The following is a 20,734-nucleotide window of genomic DNA, read 5'->3' as shown; positions in this document are numbered from 1 at the left end:
GCGGCGTTTGGCTAGTGAGAGGGCTTCAGGCATGGCCCGAAGTGTGTCAACAACGTATTGAGACATACTGTCAGCAACGTAATGAGTCAGGTTGTCAGCAACGTAATGAGACAACACAGCTGAGCAACCTAGCGCCAGGTATCCGGGCCGCCCTCAGGTAGTAATTGGGGGCCAGCGTAGTTGGGCACGAGAAAGCCGCCCGGACCGATCGGTCCGGGCGGCTGAAGTCTGTCGGGATGACAGGATTTGAACCTGCGACCCTCTGTTCCCAAAACAGATGCGCTACCAAGCTGCGCCACATCCCGCGACGGCTCCTATCTAACCACAGGCGGGTCGGGACTTGCACCTTGCGAATCGAGCAAACCCGCTAATGCGACGCACCTCACAGTGCAGATAGGCAAGTGGCGCAGGTCACCGAATGTCGATTTGGCGGTCGAGGAAGTTCTCGACTATAGTCGAACACGCAACACGGGGATGTAGCTCAATGGTAGAGCCTCAGTCTTCCAAACTGATGGTGCGGGTTCGATTCCCGTCATCCCCTCCACAAGCCGGTCTGATCCGTTGGTCAGGCCGGTTTTCTCATGCCCGGACAGGTAGGATCCTCCCATGACCACCGCCGTTCGACCCCTGCAGGGCACGCTCCCGCACGGTGCGCAGAGCACCGCACGGCCCAGCCGGCGAGCGATCCTCACCGGTGCCGCCATCGGGATCGGCGCGATCGGTCTCGGGTCAGCGATCACGGCAGCCCTCGCCGAGGCGGCCCGCCCCGACCCCGTCCGTTCCGTCACAGCTGCCTACACTTCCTCGGGCCGGCGCGAAGCCCTCGACGTCGAAACCGCGCAGACGCTGCCCGCGCAGTCGCGAGTCATGCCGGACCTTGCGGACCCGGGGCCCGCGAGGAGGCAGCAGGAGTTCCTCGAGGCCTGCGAACCATGGCTGTCGTTGCTGCCGGTCCACCACCGAGACCTGGCGGTCTCTGCTCTGCTCGACCTGTGGGTACTCAGCGACGATCTGCCCGCCGCGGTCGCCGGATGGGCCGGCCCCTGGCGGTACGTCTGGCCCCGCGACACCGCCTTCTCCGCCATCGCCCTGGCGCGAGTCGGTCGACAGGATTTGGCCTGGAGCCATCTCCTCTTCCTGCAGTCCGTGCAGGCCGTCGACGGCTCGTTCGCCGCCAGAGTCGGCCCGGCGACGGGAAGGGCCCCGGACGACCGGGAATCGCAGTTCGACTCCCTCGGCCTCGTCCTCTGGGCGGTATCCGACGTGCACGCGGTGTCCACGGTGACGGCCGAGCCGTTCGACCTCGGCGACCTCGATGACCTGCTGCGACGGACCACCCGGCGCCTCTTCGACCTCACCTCCGACGGTCGCAGCCTGCCTCCCGTCGGCCCGGACTATTGGGAGGTCGGAGAATCGCAGGTCACCCTCGGTCTGGCCGGACCGACCCTGGTCGGGATGAATTCGCTCACCGCATTGACGAAGTCGGATCCGGAACTGTGGAGCCGCCTCGGCGGAGATCCTGAATCGGTCCGGCGCACAGCAGATGACTACCGTGCGACCTTCACCCGGACCTTCGAAGCCAATGGGATGCAGCGGTATCCGACCTCGGGCGGGGCCGATTCGGCCATCGCCTACCTGCCCGCCGCCGGACTCGTACCGGACCGGTCAGAGGGGATCTATGCACTCGACCCTGAGCTCCTCGGCGGAGTCTGGGACCGGCTCGTACAGCCGGCAGGCGGGATCAAGCCCGGTCACGGATGGATCATCGACCGCTCCAGCTGGACGCCGTCGACCTCGCTCATGGGGCTCGGCTTCGCGCGCCTCGGGCAGGCGGAGAAGGCCGAGGAGATCCTCGACTGGCTCGCCGACCATCGCACGAGCGCCGGATCCCTGCCGGAGAAGATCAGCGCCGAGGGTGTCCCGGTGTCCGTGGCACCGCTGTCATGGACGGCAGCCAACGTCATCATCACCCTCGACGAGCTCTACGTGAACCGAGGTGGAGCGGATTCGTGAAATCACCCCTGTTTCGCGTAACGGGCGGGGTTTCGCGTAACATAGGTGATTGCGTCTTGCGGACGTGCGCGAACTATTCGTGGACTTTCGCTCCCTCTAAGGTCACGAGATGACCGATCAGGCTGTGAGATGGCCGTTTGCGGTCACGAACCCGGATGATCAGGTCGGAGATGACCGAAAATGCATGACTGTCGAATTTGAAAGGTCACACTGTGAAGAGCTCCGTCGAGCAACTCGACCCCACCCGGGTCAAGATCAGCGTGGAAGTCCCATACGCCGAACTCAAGCCGAGCGTCGACGAGGCATACAAGACCATCGGTGCCCAGGTGACCGTCCCCGGTTTCCGCAAGGGCAAGGTCCCCTCGCGCATCATCGATCAGCGCATCGGTCGTCCTGCTGTGATCCAGGAAGCCGTCAACAACGGTCTTGATGACTTCTACCGCAACGCGGTCGAAGAGCACGACCTCAAGCCGATGGGCCAGCCCGAGGTCGAGATCTCCGAGGTTCCCGGACTCGACGGAACCGAAGACGGCGAACTGGGCTTCACCGTCGAGGTCGACGTGCGTCCCGAGGTCAAGCTGCCTGCCTACGACACGATCAACATCGAGGTCGACCCCATCGAGGTCACCGACGCCGATGTGGATGCCGAGCTCGAGCAGCTGCGCACCCGCTTCGGAACCCTGGTCGCCGTCGATCGCCCCGCAGCCACGGACGACTTCGTCACCCTCGACCTCGTCGCCACCATCGGTGACGAAGAGATCGACACCGCCTCCGACATCTCCTACCAGGTCGGCGCCGGCACGATGCTCGAAGGCATGGACGAGGCCCTCGACGGGCTCTCCGCCGGAGAGACCACGACCTTCGAGACCACTTTCGCAGGCGGCGAGCACGCCGGCGAACAGGGCACCGTGAAGATCACCCTGGGTGCCGTCAAGGAACGCGAACTGCCCGAGGCCGACGACGACTTCGCTCAGCTGGCCAGCGAGTTCGACACGATCGACGAGCTGCGTGAGGACCTGCGCGTCCAGGCCGGCAAGAACAAGGAGACCGAGCAGGGCGTCCAGGCACGCGACAAGGTCCTCGAACACCTCATGGAGACCCTCGACGTGCCGGTTCCGGCCAAGATCGTCACCGACGAGGTCGAGCGTCACCTCGAATCCGAGAACCGTTCGGACGATGACGAGCACCGCAAGGAGGTCACCGAGGAGACCGAGCGCAACCTGCGCACGCAGTTCATCCTCGATGCCGTCTCCGAAGCCGAGAACGTCGAGGTCAGCCAGCCCGAACTCATCGAGTACCTGATCTCCGCTTCGCAGCAGTACGGAATGAACCCCAACGAGTTCGCTCAGATGCTCGACAGCTCCGGCCAGGTCAATGCGCTGGTCGGCGAGGTCTCGCGCCGCAAGGCACTGGCCGCCGTCCTGGCCGGTGCCACGGTCAAGGACACCGCCGGAAACGTCGTCGACATGGAGGCCTTCACCTCCGCCGGTGACGACGCCGAGGATGCCGACGCTGACGCGCAGAGCGCGGAAGCCGCGGACGAAGCACCTGCAGAGGCTGCCGAAGAGAACTGAGGGAGAGCCGCCTCGGCGGTGGAATCCTGATGAGACGGTGGGTACGGATCACGATCCGTACCCACCGTCTCTGCATCTGCGCTGATCCCGATCACGCTGAGGGCGAACACAGGCCTCGCCGCGGACTAAAACCCAGGGGAGAGCGGTTAGAGTCCATAGCAAGCCATCCACAGAACACAGGAGTGAAACGTGAGCGCACACGACATGACAGCTCCCGTCGGCCTCGACGCCGGTGGGGGAATGGGTCTCGACGACCACATCTTCAATCGTCTTCTCAAGGAGCGCATCATCTGGCTCGGTTCGGAGGTGCGTGACGACAACGCCAACGCCATCTGCGCGCAGATGATGCTGCTGGCCGCCGAAGATCCCGAAGCGGACATCTCGCTCTACATCAACTCGCCCGGCGGATCCGTCACCGCCGGTATGGCCATCTACGACACCATGCAGTACATCAAGCCCGACGTCTCGACCGTGGCCATGGGCATGGCCGCCTCGATGGGACAGTTCCTGCTGTCCTCGGGCACCCCAGGCAAGCGCTACGCCACCCCGCACGCGCGCATCCTCATGCACCAGCCGCTGGGCGGCATCGGGGGAACGGCCACGGACATCAAGATCCAGGCCGAGCTGATCCTGCACATGAAGAAGCAGATGGCGGAACTGACCGCTCAGCAGACGGGCAAGTCGCTCGAGCAGATCCTCCAGGACAACGATCGTGACCACTGGTTCACCGCTGAGGAAGCCCTCGAATACGGCTTCATCGACAAGATGGTCACCCGCGCGTCCGACGTCGAGAACAACTGAGCAGGAGTGAGGGAAGAATGAATTCAATGAACTTTATGCCGGGTTCGACGGCGTCGAACATGCCGCAGTCGCGTTATGTCATGCCGCAGTTCGAAGAGCGCACACCCTATGGCTTCAAGCGCCAGGATCCCTACACGAAGCTCTTCGACGATCGTGTGGTGTTCCTCGGCGCTCAGGTCGACGACACGTCCGCCGACGATGTCATGGCTCAGCTGCTGGTCCTCGAATCACAGGATCCGGACCGCGACATCACTCTCTACATCAATTCGCCCGGTGGCTCCTTCACCGCGATGACAGCCATCTACGACACGATGCAGTACATCAAGCCGGAGATCCAGACCGTCTGCCTCGGTCAGGCCGCCTCGGCCGCCGCCGTGCTGCTGGCCGCCGGAACTCCCGGCAAGCGTCTGGCGCTGCCGAACGCGCGAGTGCTCATCCACCAGCCGGCGATGCAGGGCCAGGGCCAGGGTCAGGCCTCTGACCTCGAGATCCAGGCCGCCGAGGTGCTGCGGATGCGCGAATGGCTGGAGGGCACTCTGGCCAAGCACTCCAACAAGGAGGCCGCTCAGGTCTCGAACGACATCGAACGCGACCTCTTCCTCACGGCCGAGCAGGCCAAGGACTACGGTCTCGTCGACCAGGTGCTCTCTTCGCGCAAGAACGCGAACTGATCACCTCTCGGAGGACCGGAAAACGCTGAGAACGGGTTCGTGCGATCGTGATCGCGCGGACCCGTTCTCGGTTCCTTCCTCCGACACACCGAGACGTGGCTGGGGGCTCGTGTCCGCCACGTGTGGGAAGCTATTGAGGTACAGGAAACACGAGCGGTAGAGTTGGGGCCAAGCGTCCTGGCGAAAGGTTGTGACAGTGGCTCGCAGTGCGGACGGAGCAGACCTGCTCAAATGCAACTTCTGTGGGAAGTCTCAGAAGCAGGTTCGGAAACTAATCGCCGGACCTGGTGTTTACATCTGCGATGAATGCATCGGATTGTGCAATGAGATCATCGAAGAGGAACTCAGCGAGTCCACTCCGGAGCAGGCCGAACTCGAGCTGCCCAAACCACGTGAGATCTTCGACTTCCTCCAGGAATACGTGGTCGGCCAGGAACCCGCGAAGAAGGCACTGTCGGTAGCCGTCTACAACCACTACAAGCGCATCCGCTCCCTGCAGTCAGGCGACGAGAAGACCCTCGGCGCCAGCGATTCCGAAGTCGAGATCGCGAAGTCGAACATTCTGCTCGTCGGTCCCACCGGCTCGGGAAAGACCTACCTGGCGCAGTCGCTGGCCAAGCGACTCAACGTCCCCTTCGCCGTCGCCGACGCCACCGCGCTGACCGAAGCAGGCTACGTCGGTGAAGACGTCGAGAACATCCTGCTCAAGCTCATCCAGGCTGCGGACTTCGACATCCAGCGCGCCGAACACGGAATCATCTACATCGACGAGATCGACAAGATCGCCCGCAAGTCGGAGAACCCGTCGATCACCCGTGACGTGTCCGGTGAAGGCGTGCAGCAGGCACTGCTGAAGATCCTCGAAGGCACTCAGGCCTCGGTTCCGCCGCAGGGCGGGCGCAAGCACCCGCACCAGGACTTCCTGCAGATCGACACGACCAACGTGCTGTTCATCGTCGCCGGCGCCTTCGCCGGGATGGAAGAGATCGTGGCCGGCCGCAAGGGCAAACACGGCATCGGATTCGGTGCCCTTCTGCAGTCGAAGAACGACGAAGAGGACCTCTACGCGGACATCCTCCCGGAGGATCTGCTCAAATTCGGTCTCATCCCCGAATTCATCGGTCGGCTCCCTGTGCTGGCCACCGTGTCCAACCTCGACCGTGCCGCACTGATGTCGATCCTCACCGAACCGAAGAACGCACTGGTCAAGCAGTACCAGCGGATGTTCGAGTTCGACAATGTCTCCCTGACGTTCGAGACCGAAGCCCTCGAAGCCATCGCCGATCTCGCACTTCTGCGCGGCACAGGAGCTCGCGGCCTGCGCTCGATCATGGAAGAGGTCCTGCAGCCGGTCATGTTCGATGTGCCCTCACGAGAGGACATCGCCGAGGTGGTCGTGACCAAGGACGTCGTCGAGTCCAATGTCGCCCCGACCCTCGTGCCGAAGTCACGGAACAGGACGAACAAGAAATCAGCCTGAGCCTCTGACACATGAGGCTCCTGGCTGACACACGCCCACTGCGCTACGCGTCGTTCCGACGGCTGTGGGCAGCCAACATCGTCACCGTCATCGGTGCGCAGATGACGGTCGTGGCGATTCCCGCACAGATCTTCCATATCACCGGGTCGTCGGGCTATGTCGGGCTCGCCGGTGCGTTCGGTCTGGTTCCGCTCATCGTCTTCGGGCTGTGGGGTGGGTCGCTGGCCGACGTCATCGATCGGCGCAGGCTCCTCGTGATCTCGACCGTCGGGCTGATCGTCACGAGCGCGATACTCGCACTCATCGCGGTGCTGAGCGTCGACAATGTCTGGCTGCTGCTGTCGGTGTTCTCGATGCAGCAGGCCTTCTTCGGGCTGAACCAGCCGGCTAGGGGCGCACTGCTGCCGTCGATCATCCCACTCGGCCTGCTGCCCGCGGCGAACTCGCTGAATATGACCGTGATGACATTGGGAGCCGTCATCGGGCCGGTCCTCGGCGGAGCGCTGATCCCGCTGTTCGGGTACCAGCTGCTCTACGTCATCGACGCCGTGTTCCTGTTCGCCACGCTCTACGCAGTGATCCGATTGCCGTCGCTGCCGCCGCAGAAACAGCCCGATACGCGGTCGGGATTCAAAGGCATCGTCGACGGATTCCGGTACCTGCGGACGAACACCGTCGTCATGGTCTCTCTGCTCGTGGACATCATCGCGATGGTCTTCGGAATGCCGCGAGCACTGTTCCCGCAGATCGCCGCCGAGACCTTCGACGGTCCGCCCGAAGGCGGCATCGTCTTCTCTCTGCTCTTCGCTTCTCTGGCCGGTGGCAGCGCATTGGCCGGAATCTTCTCCGGGTGGGTCTCACGCGTGCAGCGCCAAGGACTGGCCGTCATCGTCGCCATCGCCGTCTGGGGCGCCGCGATGACCGTCTTCGGGTTCTCCCTCGAGCTTGCGCGCGGTTTCTGGCTGACCGCGCTCGTCGTCGCATTGGCTGCGATGGCGGTCGGCGGGGGAGCCGATATCGTGTCCGGTGCTTTTCGACAGACGATGCTGCAAGAGGCCGCCACCGATGCGATGCGTGGTCGGATGCAGGGAATATTCATCGTCGTCGTAGCCGGCGGACCTCGTATCGCGGACGTCCTCCACGGCTCCGTCGCGGCCGTCTCGAACACCACGGTCGCCTCGGCGGGCGGCGGCATCGCCGTCATCGTCCTGGTGCTCGCCTGCGCCGCGATCTTCCCGACCTTCCGAAAGTACCGAGTCGAGCGCGGCGGCCACGAGCACACCGTCCCCACCGCCTGATCCCACGGTACGACGGGGCAAGAGGTCTTCTGCAGCACTACGCACCGCTGCCCTCACACCACCCTGTAAGCGGCAACCCCCCTTGGTGCCTTCGTATCCCTCCTTGTTCCTGACAAAGCGCACCGTTGCAGCGAGGTGAAGACGGGCGACGGGTAAGGGATGCGAGAACGGGGCGAGGGAAGGTCTGCGCGAACAGCGGCCTCGACAGCCTCGTGGAGACGAGGACACCCCCGGCTCGCTGCCATCGCAGCGGGTCGGAGGTGTCTCGGCGACTTCTGCCAGCTCGAGGTTCGCAGGTGCGTCACCTCGAATCTGGCACGGCGCGTCAGCTGGTGGTCGCCGAGTAGACGGCGTTCTCCGCAGGCTGGACGACGACGAAGCCGGGGCCGTGGAACGCCAGCTGCACGGACTCGCCGGAGCCACGGCCGAAGAACGTGCCGACGTTGACATCGGTCTTGATCTGCGGCGCCAGAGCAGAGGACCAGCACACGGCGGCCTGCGGGTCGACGAAGGTCGGCTGCTGCGAGCAGTCGAGGACCATGGGCTCGCCCTTGCAGCAGATGGCGGCGGTGCCCTGCCCGGCGAGTTCGAGGTTGAACAGTCCCGAACCGCTGACCATTGCTCCGACGCCGCCCTTGATGCGCTTGATCTCCCAGCTGAGAGCGTCGTCGAAGGCGAGCAGGTTCGCCGTGTTGACGGTCAGTGCGTCCTGCGGTCCCTCGAGGCCATCATGAAGATGTTCGAGGCTTCCCGGGCGAAGAACACTTCACCGTGTCCCTCGACGCGCATGACGTTGCCGCCTTCGCCGGTGGCCGCCTTCTTCATGAACTGGCCGACCGACTTCGAGCCCTGGTGGGTGAAGCGGACATCGCCCTGGTAGGCGACCATGGCGCCCTTGGTGGCGATCATCGGGGCGTTCGGCGTGACCACCGAACGCAGCATCTTATTCGATTGGAGGGTCCACCGCTCCTGGTTCTGGACCTCGGCGTTGCGCTTGGAAAACAGTTCGCTTCTCACGGTTCTGGGGGCCTTTCGTTCAGGGAGGACGTCGGTACTTCTTCAGTTGTCGAAAACCATATTACGGGGGAGGGGCCGCAGAATCGGGCCAATTCGTGTTTCCGTTCCGGAACATACGCAGAGCCCCACCGCATCCGCTGCTCCGACTCTGCGGATAAACGGGTGCCGTGGGGCTCTGCGGGGGCCTGACGTGGGCTCAGGCTGACCCGGAGATCCGGCTGGACGAGCGCCCAGTCCTGTTCGACGAGCGCTCAGTCCTGTTCGACGAAGCTGATCGCGGCGATGGTGATCTCCTCGCCGGCTTCCTCGGTCGTCAGGGACTTGATGCGGCCGGCGGCCTTGAGGTCGCCTTCTGCTGCCTTGATCGCGGAGACGACGGAGGCCGGGGCCTGAATCGTCACCGAGGCGACCTCGGTCTTCTGCGAGACCTTGGCCTCTGTCTTCGTGCGGCGGATCTCGGTGAGAGCCGCCGCCACCGACGCCAGCAGCTCGGGATCGACGGACGAATCCGGGTGGCTGAGCGCCTCATCGGCCGGCCACGCGGCACGGTGGACCGAACCGGTGCGCCACCAGGACCAGACCTCTTCGGTGACGAACGGGGTGAACGGTGCGAACAGACGCAGCAGCACGTCCAGGGCGGTAGCCAGAGTGACGTGGGCCGACACCTGGTCGTCGGTGCCAGAGGCGCCGTAGGAGCGATCCTTGACCAGCTCGACGTAGTCGTCGGTGAACTCCCAGAAGAAGCTCTCGCTCACGCGCAGAGCATGAGCGTAGTCGTAGGCGGCCATGTGCGTGCCGGCCTGTTCGACGACATCGGCCAGCTTCGCCAGCAGGGCCCGGTCGAGATCGTGCGTGACCGCACCGAGCTGACCGATGAGGCCGGCGTGCACGCCCTGAGCCAGAGCGAACTTCGACGCGTTGAGCAGCTTCATCGCCAGACGGCGACCGATCTGCATCTGCGTGACGTCATAGGCGGTGTCGGCGCCGAGCTTTGCGCTGGCAGCCCAGTAGCGGACGGCATCGGGACCGAATCCCGGCTTCGCCTCGCCGAGGATGTCCGAGGGCACGACCACGTTGCCCTTCGATTTCGACATCTTCTTCCGGTCCGGATCGAGGATCCAGCCCGAGAGTCCGGCATGCTTCCACGGGGCCGCATCATTGAGCGAGTTCGCCCGGACGACGGTGGAGAACAGCCAGGTGCGGATGATGTCGTGTCCCTGCGGACGCAGGTCGAACGGGAAGACCTTGTCGAAGAACTCCTCATCACGCGACCAGCCGCCGAGCAGCTGCGGAGTCAGCGACGACGTCGCCCAGGTGTCGAGCACGTCCGGGTCCGCGGTGAAGCCGCCTGGCACATCGCGCTGGTCGTCGGTGAAGCCGGCAGGCGCCTCGGCGATGGGGTCGCAGGGCAGCGATTCCGGAACGATCGGGTTCTCGTAGTCGGGCTGACCGTCGGCATCGAGGCGGTACCACAGGGGGATCGGGACTCCGAAGAAACGCTGCCGGGAGACCAGCCAGTCGCCGTTGAGGTTCTCCACCCAGTTCTCGTAGCGGGAGCGCATGTACGCAGGGTGCCATTCGATCTCACGACCGCGGGCGATGAGCGCATCCCGCAGCTCGGCCGAGCGACCGCCGTTGCGGATGTACCACTGACGGCTGGTGACGACCTCTAGCGGTTTGTCGCCCTTCTCGTAGAACGGGACCGGGTGGGTGATCGGCTCGATCTCGCCGATGAGGTCACCGGAGTCGATGAGCATCTGCGCAATGTCCTTGCGGGCAGAGAACGTCGTCTTTCCCGCCAGGGCCTCGTAGTTGGCCTTCGCATCGGCCTTCGGCGATGCGGCGATCCACTCGGGCACCTCGAGATTGAGGCGGCCGCCGCGGTTGATCACCGCGCGGGTCGGCAGATCCAGTTCGCGCCACCAGGTCACGTCGGTGAGGTCACCGAAGGTGCAGACCATGGCGATGCCCGTACCCTTGTCGGACTTCGCCAGCTCATGGGCGCGGACCTCGACGCTGACGCCGAAGAGCGGCGAAACGACGTTGGTGCCGAACAGGGAGGCGTAGCGTTCGTCATCGGGGTGGGCGACGAGCGCCACGACGGCGGGAATGAGCTCCGGGCGCGAGGTGAGGATGATGATCGGCTCAGCCGAGGTGTCGGCCAGGCCATCGGCGCCCTCGGGGAAGAACTTCACCTTGTGATAGGCGCCTTCCCGCTCGCGGTCCTCGAGTTCGGCCTGAGCGACCGCGGTACCGAAGGTCACGTCCCACATGGTCGGGGCGTCCTGCGAATAGGCGTGCCCGTTCTTGAGGTCGGTGAGGAAGGCGCGCTGGCTCACGGCACGGGAATCGTCATCGATCGTGCGGTAGGTGTACTTCCAATCCACCGACAGTCCGGTGGAGCGGAAGAGGTCTTCGAACACCTTCTCGTCCTCGGCCGAGAGCTTCTCGCACAGCTCGATGAAGTTCTGGCGAGAGACTTTGACGAAGTCACGCGAATTCTTCGGCGCCTTCGCCGGCGGCTGGAAGTCCGGGTCATAGTGCTGGCTGGGATCGCAGGTGACGCCGTAGTAGTTCTGCACCCGGCGTTCGGTCGGAAGGCCGTTGTCGTCCCATCCCAGCGGGTAGAACACGTTCTTGCCCGTCATCCGCTGGTAGCGTGCGATGATGTCGGTCTGCGTGTACGAGAACACGTGTCCCACGTGCAGCGACCCCGAAGCGGTCGGCGGGGGAGTGTCGATCGAGTAGACCTGCTCGCGATCGGTGTCGACGTCGAAGGCGTAGACGTTCTGCTCGCTCCACGCGGCGTCCCATTTGTCCCGCAGGCCCTCGAGGCGGCTTGTCGGGCAGGTTCACTGACTCGTGCGTCGAGTCCGAAAAGGCAGGTGTGTTCATAGTTGCTGATTTTCTCACTCGGTTCGCTTTCGGCCAAACCGGTTCGCGCCCGCTGACATGCGAATCCTCGACGGCGCGAGAGGGCAGCGCACCTGCTCAGGCTCACCTTCGTCGGTCCGGTGGGGCGGCTCACACCCTGAAGGGGGAGTGAGACGGTTCTGTCGCAGGCAATGAGAATATGGACGCATGGCCCCTTTGGACCGAATTCCGACTGAGAACCCGCCACCCACGTCGACCGCGTGGATGAACCCGGCACGGGCGATCGCGATCATCGCCGTCGTCGCTATTCATTCCCTGGGCACCGTCGTCGAAGAGAACTTCGCAGGAATGGGTCCCGACTGGTGGCTGGCCAATGCCATCGACTCCGCATGTCGGTGGTCAGTGCCCGTGTTCATCATGATCTCTGGGGCTTTGGCCCTCGACCCCGCGAGGGGGACCAAACCGCGGAAGTTCCTGTCCAAACGGGTCTGGCGAATCGGCATCCCCCTCGTATTCTGGACCATCGTCTATGTCCTGTTCCGTCGCTACTACCTGCAGCCGGACGACGAATCCTGGAATCCCGGCATCGCGATCCTCACCGGATCACCCTTCGTCCAGCTCTACTTCCTCTACGTCCTCGCGGGGCTGACCCTGCTCACCCCGTTCTTCCGCCTGCTCAGCGTCCACGGCTCCCGCAGGCTGCAATGGGGGACGGGGCTGATCTTCCTCGGCATCGGCATGGCCGACCAGTGGGTGTCGATGATCTTCGACGTCGGCGAAGCCAATATCGCCACTCGGTTCCTGCCGATGGCCGGCTTCTACATCCTCGGATGGGTGCTGCGCGATATCGTCCTGTCCGTCCGCGGCGCACTCGTCGCTTGGGCGACGCTGGCAATCGCGATCGCCGGGACCGCCGTCTGGGCCGGACTGGGTCCCGGCGAGAAGCCGTGGATGTTCCCGTACGAGTACCTCGCCCCGGGGGTCGTCATCGCCTCCATGGCCGCCTATCTCCTCCTGCACTTCCATCTGCGTGAGGGATTCGGCCTGCTGCACCGCTTCTACCCGTATTCCTTCGGTGTGTTCCTCCTCCATCCGCTCCTGCTCTACCCGGTGCGCAATGCCATGGGCCTGCCGGACACCGTGCCCGGCGTCCTTCTCCACGCTGTCATCATGCCGATCGCCTACGCGATCGTCAGCGCAGCGATCACCTGGGTTGCCGTGAAGATCCCCGGCTTCCGCACCGTCTTCGGGGAAGGCGGGCCCCGCAACCCACATTCCCGACCGAGCAAGTCGACGACCCCGACCGAAGTCGCCCCGCCCGATCAACAGGGCCAGGCCGATCCGTCCCTGAGAACTTCGATCGACATTGATCTCGGTTCCGAGGACACTGCCCCCGGACGGGAGCCGACTCCGTAGACTGAAACCCGAACAGGAAATCCGCGCGACCGGAGTTCCGACTCGTCACAGCAACCGCCCCCACAGAGGAGAACACAGATGGAAACTCTCAGAGCCGTAGTCACTGGAGCCAGCTCCGGAATCGGTGCCGCCACTGTTCGACAGCTGCGCGAGCAGGGCTGGGACGTCGTGGCAGTGGCCCGCCGTGAGGACAAACTCAAGGCCCTCGCCGAGGAGACCGGAGCCGACTACATCGTCGCCGACCTCACCGATGACGCCGCCGTCGCATCCATGGCTGAGCAGGTGCTCGCCGGGGGAGTCGTCCATTCCCTCGTGGCCAATGCCGGTGCCGCCTTCGGAACCGACACCGTCGCCGAGGCGTCCATCGACGGATGGCGGGACATGTTCGACATCAACGTCCTCGGTGTCCTGCGCGTCGTCAAGGCCCTGCTGCCCGCACTCATCGACTCCGGCCGCGGGGACATCGTCGTCATGTCCTCGACCGCGGGCCATCAGGCCTACGAAGGAGGCGGAGGCTACGTCGCCGCGAAGCACGGCACCCACTCGATGGCGGCGACCCTGCGACTCGAACTCGCCGGCGAACCCGTGCGGGTCATCGAGATCGCCCCCGGAATGGTCGCCACGGACGAATTCACCTACAAACGCGTCGGCGGTGACGAAGCGAAGGCCGCGAAGGTCTATGAAGGCGTCGAGAACCCGCTGACCGCTGACGACGTCGCCGACGCCGTCGTGTACACGCTGACCCGACCGCACCACTTCAATGTCGACCTCATGGTCATCCGACCGATCGCCCAGGCCGCCCAGCACAAAGTCGCCCGCAACCGCGGACTCTGAGCGTGCAGGGCTCCTGCCCGGGGCCGCCTCGGCGAAGTGACTGAGATGTCCTGTCGAGTGGTCTCGGGCGGAGTCGACGGTATACGATTGTCTTGCGTCGATCCGGCTATCACCGGGGAGCATCCGGAAGAACGGAGCCAGCGTGCACAGCGCTGTGTTCTCAGTAGACCCGGACGGGTAGACCCGTCATCGTCTTAGTCAATGAGCGATCTGCTGACTGACCGGAACCGGTCGGAGAGCGGATAAGCGAGGTGGTACCGCGGCAGACTGTCGTCCTCGTGACAGTGACCGCAGTGACCCAGAAGGACGCTCATGACTCAGCCTCTTTATCCCAAGGTTTCGACCTCGACGTTCGGACTCTCCAGTGCCCCGAACTTCCCTGCCATCGAAGACGCTGTGCTGCGCTACTGGCAGGAGGACGACACCTTCAAAGCCTCGATCGCTCAGCGCGACGCCGGCGAGAACGGCGAGAACGAGTTCGTCTTCTACGACGGCCCTCCCTTCGCCAACGGCCTGCCCCACTACGGTCACCTGCTCACCGGCTACGTCAAGGACGTCGTTCCGCGTTTCCAGACCATGCGGGGCAAGAAGGTCGACCGGCGATTCGGCTGGGACACTCATGGCCTGCCGGCCGAGCTCGAGGCCGAGCGTCAGCTGGGCATCACCGACAAGTCCGAGATCGGCCGCATGGGGCTGGCCGCCTTCAACGACGCCTGCCGTTCCTCGGTCCTGCGCTACACCCAGGAATGGGAAGAGTATGTGACCCGTCAGGGTCGTTGGGTCGACTTCGACAACGACTACAAGACGCTCAATGTCGAATACATGGAAAGCGTCATCTGGGCGTTCAAGCAGCTCTGGGACAAGGGCCTGGTCTACGAGGGCTACCGCGTCCTCCCGTACTGCTGGAAGGACGAAACGCCGCTGTCGAACCATGAGCTGCGCATGGATGACGACGTATACAAGATGCGTCAGGATCCGGCCGTGACCATCGGCTACAAGCTCAAGGATTCCGACGAGTGGGTCCTCATCTGGACCACGACACCGTGGACGGTTCCGTCGAACCAGGCCGTGGCCGTCAACCCAGAGATCCCCCTGGTCGCCGTGGTGCCCGGTGAGGACGGGGCCGAGGAGTTCCAGGGCAAGACCCTCATCCTCGCCGAGGCGCGCCTCGGCGCCTATGCACGTGAACTCGGCGAAGACCCGCAGGTTCTGCGGACCTTCCCCGGCAGCGAACTCGTCGGTGCAGCCTACGAACCTCCGTTCCCTTATTTCGAGGGACGCCAGGAGGAATTCGGCGAGCGGATGCACACGATCCTCGCCGCCGACTTCGTCACCGTCGAAGACGGCACCGGAATCGTCCACCAGTCGCCGGCCTTCGGTGAAGAGGACAAGGAGCTCACCGACTCCTTCGGAATCACCGCTGCCCGTCCCGTCGACGACGCCGGTCGCTTCGACTCGACCGTCCCCGACTACGCCGGCGAGCAGGTATTCGACGCGAACAAGGCGATCATCAAGGACCTGCGCAACCACACGGGGCCGATGGACGGCCGTTCCGCGCTGCTGGTCCGCCACGAATCCTACGAACACTCCTACCCGCACTGCTGGCGGTGCCGGAACCCGCTGATCTACCGTGCCGTGTCGTCCTGGTTCGTCCGCGTCACCGAGTTCAAGGACCGCATGGTCGAACTCAACGAACAGATCAACTGGGTGCCCGACAACGTCAAGCACGGACAGTTCGGCAAATGGCTCGAGAACGCCCGTGACTGGTCGATCTCGCGCAACCGCTTCTGGGGTTCGCCGATCCCCGTGTGGATCTCCTCCGACCCGGCCTACCCACGCACCGACGTCTACGGATCTCTGGCCGAGATCGAAGCGGACTTCGGCCGACTGCCGCGCAATGACTCCGGCGAAGTCGACCTCCACCGCCCGTGGGTCGACGACCTCACCCGCCCGAACCCGGACGACCCCACGGGCAAGTCTGTGATGCAGCGCATCCCGGAGATCTTCGACGTGTGGTTCGACTCCGGATCGATGAGCTACGCCCAGGTGCACTACCCGTTCGAGAACTCCGAATGGTTCGACAACCATTTCCCGGCCGACTTCATCGTCGAATACGTGGGGCAGACGCGCGGCTGGTTCTACCTGCTGCACGTGCTGGCCACAGCGATCTTCGACCGTCCCGCCTTCACGAACTGCATCTCCCACGGCATTGTCTTGGGCTCCGACGGGCAGAAGATGTCGAAGTCTCTGCGCAACTACCCCGATGTCAACGAAGTCTTCAATCGCGACGGCTCGGATGCCATGCGCTGGTTCCTCATGGCCTCGTCGATCCTGCGCGGCGGCAATCTCGTCGTCACCGAGCAGGGCATCCGCGACGGTGTCCGCCAGGTCGTGCTGCCGCTGTGGAACACGTGGCAGTTCTTCGCCACCTACTCCAACGCCGCCGACGGCCCGGCGGGGGAGAAGACCGGCTACCAGGCACAGACGCGCTATGACTCCAGCCAGGTCCTCGACCGGTATCTGCTGGCCAAGACGCACGACCTCATCACCGAATTCGCCGAGGCGATGGACGGCCTGGACATCTGGGCGGCATGCGAACTCGTCCGCAGCTACCTCGACATGCTCACGAACTGGTATGTGCGCCGTTCGCGCCGCCGGTTCTGGGACGGCGGTGCCGACACGCATGAGTCCTTCGACGTGTTCTACACCTGCCTGGAGGCATTCTGCCGGGTCGCTGCACCCCTGCTGCCGTTCACGGTCGAAGAGATCTACCGCGGACTGACCGGTCAGCGGTCGGTGCACTTGGCCGACTATCCCGACGCCGATGTCTTCCCCGCCGACGCCGACCTCGTCGCGGCCATGGATCTCACCCGCGATATCTGCTCAACGGCCTCCTCGGTGCGCAAGGCCAATCAGCTGCGCGTGCGCCTGCCGCTGTCGCAGCTGACCGTCGCCACCGATTCGGACCTGAACTCCGACTTCACCGAGATCATCGCCGATGAGCTCAATGTGCGCACCGTCGAGGTCCTCGACGTCGCCGAGGCGGAAGCCGCCGGATTCTCCCTGTCGCAGAATCTCGTCGTCAACGCCCGTGCCGCGGGACCCCGTCTGGGCAAGCAGGTCCAGCAGGTCATCAGGGCCTCGAAGACCGGCGATTGGTCCGTCACCGACGGCACCGTGGTCAGCGGCGGAATCGAACTCGTCGAAGGCGAATACACGCTCGAATCCGTCGCCGAATCCGGCACCGACGGTATGGAGCTCGCAGCCCTCGACTCCGGCTTCCTCGCTCTCGACACTCGGGTCACACCGGAACTCGAGGCCGAAGGCATGGCCCGCGATGCCGTGCGCGCCATCCAGGGCATCCGCAAGCAGCTCGACCTCGACATCTCCGACCGGATCGCCGTGACCATCGAAGCCGGCACCGAGGTGACCGCCGCGCTCGAGCCTCACGCCGACCTCATCGCCGGTGAGACCCTGACGACATCACTGACCTTCGGGACAGCCGATGCCGACGCCGAGGCCTTCACCCCGGAGGAGCTGCCCGGCGGCACCCGTCTGGCGGTGAAGCGAGCATGAGCGACGACAACACCCCAGCCGAGGATCCGGTGGCCGAAGCTGAGGAGCTGCTGGCCGCTGTCGAAGATCCCCAGATCGAGGAAGAGACAGACCCGGAACCGCTGCCCGAACCGGTCGTCGATGAGGCGACACGTGCCGAACTCGCCCGCGTCTACGCCCTGCTGCTGGCCCGGGCGGGGGAGACACAGGTCGAACTGCGCCTCGACGCGACCCGGCGAGCGTGCGAGGTCCTCGGCGACATCCACACCGCGGCCCCGACGATCACGATCACAGGCACGAACGGGAAGACCTCAACGGCGCGGATGATCGATTCGCTCATCACCGCCCACGAGCTCCGCGTCGGCCGGTTCACCAGCCCTCACCTGCACTCGGTGACCGAACGGATCTCGGTGGACGGGGCACCCGTGTCCGCACACACCTTCGTGCGCATCTATGACGAGATCGCCCCTTACCTCGAGATCGTCGACGCCCAGCTCGAGGCCGAAGGCCGCGCCAAGCTGACCTACTTCGAGGCACTGACCGTCCTGGCCTTCGCCGTGTTCGCCGATGCCCCTGTCGATGTCGTCGTGACGGAAGTCGGCATGGGCGGCGCTTGGGATTCGACGAACGTCGCCGATGCTCAGGTGTGCGTGTTTACGAAGATCGGCCTCGACCATCAGGCGTTCCTCGGCGACACCATCGAGGAGATCGCCGCGACGAAGGCCGGAATCCTCGACCGCAGCGTCGAGGAGAGTCCGGCCCCGGAACCCGTCGCCGTATCTGCCGTCCAGGACGAAGCCGCCCAGGCGGTCCTCGACGAGGAGGCTGCTCGCCGAGAGGTTCCGCTGGCCACCGAGGAACGCGACTTCCGCCTCCTCGACCGGCAGCGGGCCGTCGATGGTCAGCTCATCACCGTTCAGGGGCGGCGAGACGTCTACTCCGACCTGTTCCTGCCTCTGCACGGAGTCCACCAGGCCCATAACGCCGCCGTTGCGATCGTCGCGGCCGAAGCCTTCCTCGGTGCCGAAGACAAGCCGCTCAACCAGGAGACTGTGGCCGAGGGGCTGGCACGTGTGACCTCACCGGGCCGCGCCGAACTCGTGCGCACCGGGCCCAGCGTCGTCGTCGACGGCGCACACAACCCGGATGCCGCGCATGTGCTCGCCGAGACCCTCACCGAGGCGTTCGACTTCGACTATGTCGTCATGGTGCTGGCGATGCTGGCGGACAAGGACGCCGACGGAGTCATCGAAGAGCTTCACCGCAGCGCCGATGTGTTCGTCGTCAGCGAGAACCTCAACTCCCGTGCGCTGCCGGTCGACGACCTCGCCGAGGCGGCCAGGGAGTGGGTCGACGAGGATTCCGTCCTCGTCGCCTCCGACCTCAATGCCGCCCTGATGAAGGCCATCGACCTGGCCAACAGCGTCGATGCGAAGAGTCCGGGAATCGTCGTCACCGGTTCCATCTACACCGTGGCCGAAGCCCGCCTGCTGCTCGGACGAGGGGAGGAGCGATGAAGTCGAAGTACCCCGTGCTGTGCGGATCGATCCTCATCTGCGAACTCGTCGTCGTCTACTTCGCCGTGCTCACGACCTTCGGCCTGTCAGTGAAGTCAGCACAGACCCTGACCCTGACACAGCTGCTCATCGGAGCCTCGGTCGTCGCCGTGCTGGCGATCGTCGCGGTCCTCCTGCTGCCCCGTCGGATCGGTGAGAGGCGTCCCGGTGTGATCATCGGCTGGGTTGTGCAGGCGCTGCTGCTGGCGTCCGGGTTCGTGCTCACCTCGATGTTCTTCGTCGCAGCGCTCTTCATCGCCCTGTGGGCCGTCGCCGTCTACTGGTCGGCTCGCATCGATCGTGAGGTCGCCGCGCGCGACTGAACCTCTTCATCGCCGGGGGCGGGACCGCCTCGGCGTCCGGGTAGACTGTGGACCGACGTCCACACGCAATTGGAAGGACCGGAATGGAACGTACGCTCATTCTCATCAAGCCCGACGGAGTCGCTCGCGGACTCGTCGGACAGATCGTGGCCCGAATCGAAGCCAAGGGCTATGCAATCGACGCCCTGGACCTCCGTTCGGCCACCGCCGCCGAACTGGCAGCCCACTACGCCGAACACGAAGGCAAGCCCTTCTACCAGCCGCTGGTCGACTTCATGTCCGAAGGACCGATCGTCTCGATCATCGCCTCCGGACAGGGCGTCATCCCCGGCTTCCGGTCCCTGGCCGGCGCCACCGACCCGACGGCTGCGGCTCCGGGCACGATCCGCGGCGACCTCGGTCGCGACTGGGGTGAGAAGGTGCAGAAGAACCTCGTGCACGGATCCGATTCCACCGAATCAGCCGAACGTGAGATCGGTATCTGGTACCCGGCCGAAGGCTGACGACCACCTGCAGATTGCGCACGGCCGATGACCGCGCCGTGCCGGTGGAAGCAGTGAGGGGCCCCCCACCATGTGGTGCGCCCTCACTGCATTCACAACGTCGTCATGCTCACAACGTCAGAGCAAGTTGGAGAAGAACGCCCAGAACTGCACGACGATGCACGCGAAGATGATGAGCATCCACAGCACGGACAGGGCGATGTTCTCCTTGGCCAGAACTCTCAGCACGGCATTGTCGGCGGCTCGACGGCCGAAGGCTCCGGTGAGCAGATTGCGGGCGGTGACGGCCATGAACATCGGAATCGTCACGGTCCACACGATGATGCACCACGGGCAGCCGACGCCGATCTTGTAGATCGAGATGTAGAACAGGAACATCACCAACGCGACGCCGCAGGCCAAACCGATGTTCAGGCCGACCATCACCCAACGGGGCAGGCGGGTTCCGGACAGGATGAGCACACCGAGCAGCAACGGGAAGACGAAGGCCGCGATGCCCATGAGCTGATTGGGAAAGCCCAGGAGCTCTGCTTCGGCGTGCTCCATGACCGAACCGCAGGAGAAGAACGGGTTGAGATCGCAGGAGAGCACGACGTTCGGATTCGCCAGCTTCTCGTACTTCTCCGCCGACAGAGAGAACGAGGCGAGGAAGCCGATGACGGAGGCGACGATGAGGAAGATCCCGAACGGTGCCGATCTGAGCACCCACGACGAGGCGGTATCGGCGGTTTCGAGGTCATCGGAGTGAGTCAGTGCGGTGTTCACTCCTCAAGAATGCCTGGCCGCGTCCCGCGCGGCAAACCCCGCACCACATGAAAC

General features: G+C 64.5%; 13 protein-coding genes, 2 tRNA genes and 2 pseudogenes. 13 read left to right on the top strand and 4 right to left on the bottom strand.

The features are described 5' to 3' along the window. Positions 1-231: 231 nt before the first annotated feature. Positions 232-305 (bottom strand) — tRNA-Pro (locus AC2W7L_RS14295). Between the two features lie 165 nt (positions 306-470). Here AC2W7L_RS14295 and AC2W7L_RS14290 point away from each other — a divergent pair. The 7 genes from AC2W7L_RS14290 (at position 471) to AC2W7L_RS14260 (ending at position 7,837) form a co-directional block, all read left to right on the top strand. Continuing rightward, positions 471-544, top strand: a tRNA-Gly gene (locus AC2W7L_RS14290). A gap of 62 nt (positions 545-606) precedes the next feature. Next, complete coding sequence (locus AC2W7L_RS14285) at positions 607-2,013, top strand: glycoside hydrolase family 15 protein (protein WP_486004955.1); 1,407 nt, start codon at positions 607-609, stop codon at positions 2,011-2,013. Between the two features lie 212 nt (positions 2,014-2,225). After that, the gene (tig, locus tag AC2W7L_RS14280) at positions 2,226-3,587 is read left to right on the top strand and encodes a trigger factor (RefSeq protein WP_486004954.1); all 1,362 of its coding nucleotides are present in this window, start codon (positions 2,226-2,228) and stop codon (positions 3,585-3,587) included. Between the two features lie 204 nt (positions 3,588-3,791). Continuing rightward, the gene (locus tag AC2W7L_RS14275) at positions 3,792-4,388 is read left to right on the top strand and encodes an ATP-dependent Clp protease proteolytic subunit (protein ID WP_101545567.1); all 597 of its coding nucleotides are present in this window, start codon (positions 3,792-3,794) and stop codon (positions 4,386-4,388) included. 26 nt (positions 4,389-4,414) lie between these two features. Beyond that, positions 4,415-5,059, top strand: a complete 645-nt coding sequence (locus tag AC2W7L_RS14270; RefSeq protein ID WP_062242223.1) for an ATP-dependent Clp protease proteolytic subunit — start codon at positions 4,415-4,417, stop codon at positions 5,057-5,059. A gap of 196 nt (positions 5,060-5,255) precedes the next feature. Beyond that, on the top strand, positions 5,256-6,539 hold the full coding sequence (gene clpX, locus AC2W7L_RS14265; protein WP_486004953.1) for an ATP-dependent Clp protease ATP-binding subunit ClpX: 1,284 nt from the start codon (positions 5,256-5,258) through the stop codon (positions 6,537-6,539). An 11-nt stretch (positions 6,540-6,550) separates the two neighbouring features. After that, positions 6,551-7,837 (top strand): MFS transporter, encoded by a 1,287-nt coding sequence (locus tag AC2W7L_RS14260; protein ID WP_486004952.1) that lies wholly within the window; start codon positions 6,551-6,553, stop codon positions 7,835-7,837. A 325-nt stretch (positions 7,838-8,162) separates the two neighbouring features. Here the strand turns inward: AC2W7L_RS14260 and AC2W7L_RS14255 are convergent. Further along, positions 8,163-8,746, bottom strand: a pseudogene (locus tag AC2W7L_RS14255) (AIM24 family protein). 359 nt (positions 8,747-9,105) lie between these two features. Further along, positions 9,106-11,749: pseudogene (gene valS, locus AC2W7L_RS14250) on the bottom strand (valine--tRNA ligase). Positions 11,750-11,992: 243 nt separating this feature from the next. Here valS and AC2W7L_RS14245 point away from each other — a divergent pair. From AC2W7L_RS14245 to ndk, 6 genes are all read left to right on the top strand, one after another. Next, complete coding sequence (locus tag AC2W7L_RS14245; RefSeq protein ID WP_486004951.1) at positions 11,993-13,144, top strand: acyltransferase; 1,152 nt, start codon at positions 11,993-11,995, stop codon at positions 13,142-13,144. Positions 13,145-13,222: 78 nt separating this feature from the next. Continuing rightward, a complete protein-coding gene (locus AC2W7L_RS14240) occupies positions 13,223-13,978 on the top strand; it encodes an SDR family oxidoreductase (RefSeq protein ID WP_062242236.1) in 756 nt (251 codons plus the stop codon). A 312-nt stretch (positions 13,979-14,290) separates the two neighbouring features. Then, the gene (ileS, locus tag AC2W7L_RS14235) at positions 14,291-17,554 is read left to right on the top strand and encodes an isoleucine--tRNA ligase (protein ID WP_486004950.1); all 3,264 of its coding nucleotides are present in this window, start codon (positions 14,291-14,293) and stop codon (positions 17,552-17,554) included. Further along, positions 17,551-19,050, top strand: a complete 1,500-nt coding sequence (locus AC2W7L_RS14230; protein WP_486004949.1) for a bifunctional folylpolyglutamate synthase/dihydrofolate synthase — start codon at positions 17,551-17,553, stop codon at positions 19,048-19,050. The genes ileS and AC2W7L_RS14230 overlap by 4 nt, the downstream gene beginning before the upstream one ends. Beyond that, a complete protein-coding gene (locus AC2W7L_RS14225; protein ID WP_486004948.1) occupies positions 19,047-19,412 on the top strand; it encodes a DUF4233 domain-containing protein in 366 nt (121 codons plus the stop codon). The genes AC2W7L_RS14230 and AC2W7L_RS14225 overlap by 4 nt, the downstream gene beginning before the upstream one ends. A gap of 83 nt (positions 19,413-19,495) precedes the next feature. Next, on the top strand, positions 19,496-19,915 hold the full coding sequence (ndk, locus tag AC2W7L_RS14220; RefSeq protein ID WP_039210750.1) for a nucleoside-diphosphate kinase: 420 nt from the start codon (positions 19,496-19,498) through the stop codon (positions 19,913-19,915). A 117-nt stretch (positions 19,916-20,032) separates the two neighbouring features. Here ndk and AC2W7L_RS14215 read toward each other — a convergent pair whose 3' ends face one another. Further along, positions 20,033-20,680, bottom strand: coding sequence for a vitamin K epoxide reductase family protein (locus AC2W7L_RS14215; RefSeq protein WP_167195861.1), 648 nt, complete (start codon positions 20,678-20,680; stop codon positions 20,033-20,035). Between the last annotated feature and the right edge of the window lie 54 nt (positions 20,681-20,734).

The organism is Brevibacterium sp. LAARM3_SD1, assembly GCF_057364765.1.
This window is presented reverse-complemented; position numbering and strand designations above follow the sequence as displayed.

Bases quoted from the DNA above. Each gene is read 5' to 3' on its own strand.
- ndk (WP_039210750.1), top strand. From the start codon at position 19,496: ATGGAACGTACGCTCATTCTCATCAAGCCCGACGGAGTCGCTCGCGGA.
- AC2W7L_RS14245 (WP_486004951.1), top strand. From the start codon at position 11,993: ATGAACCCGGCACGGGCGATCGCGATCATCGCCGTCGTCGCTATTCAT.
- AC2W7L_RS14260 (WP_486004952.1), top strand. From the start codon at position 6,551: ATGAGGCTCCTGGCTGACACACGCCCACTGCGCTACGCGTCGTTCCGA.
- AC2W7L_RS14285 (WP_486004955.1), top strand. From the start codon at position 607: ATGACCACCGCCGTTCGACCCCTGCAGGGCACGCTCCCGCACGGTGCG.
- ileS (WP_486004950.1), top strand. From the start codon at position 14,291: ATGACTCAGCCTCTTTATCCCAAGGTTTCGACCTCGACGTTCGGACTC.
- AC2W7L_RS14275 (WP_101545567.1), top strand. From the start codon at position 3,792: ATGACAGCTCCCGTCGGCCTCGACGCCGGTGGGGGAATGGGTCTCGAC.
- AC2W7L_RS14230 (WP_486004949.1), top strand. From the start codon at position 17,551: ATGAGCGACGACAACACCCCAGCCGAGGATCCGGTGGCCGAAGCTGAG.
- AC2W7L_RS14270 (WP_062242223.1), top strand. From the start codon at position 4,415: ATGAACTTTATGCCGGGTTCGACGGCGTCGAACATGCCGCAGTCGCGT.
- AC2W7L_RS14225 (WP_486004948.1), top strand. From the start codon at position 19,047: ATGAAGTCGAAGTACCCCGTGCTGTGCGGATCGATCCTCATCTGCGAA.
- AC2W7L_RS14240 (WP_062242236.1), top strand. From the start codon at position 13,223: ATGGAAACTCTCAGAGCCGTAGTCACTGGAGCCAGCTCCGGAATCGGT.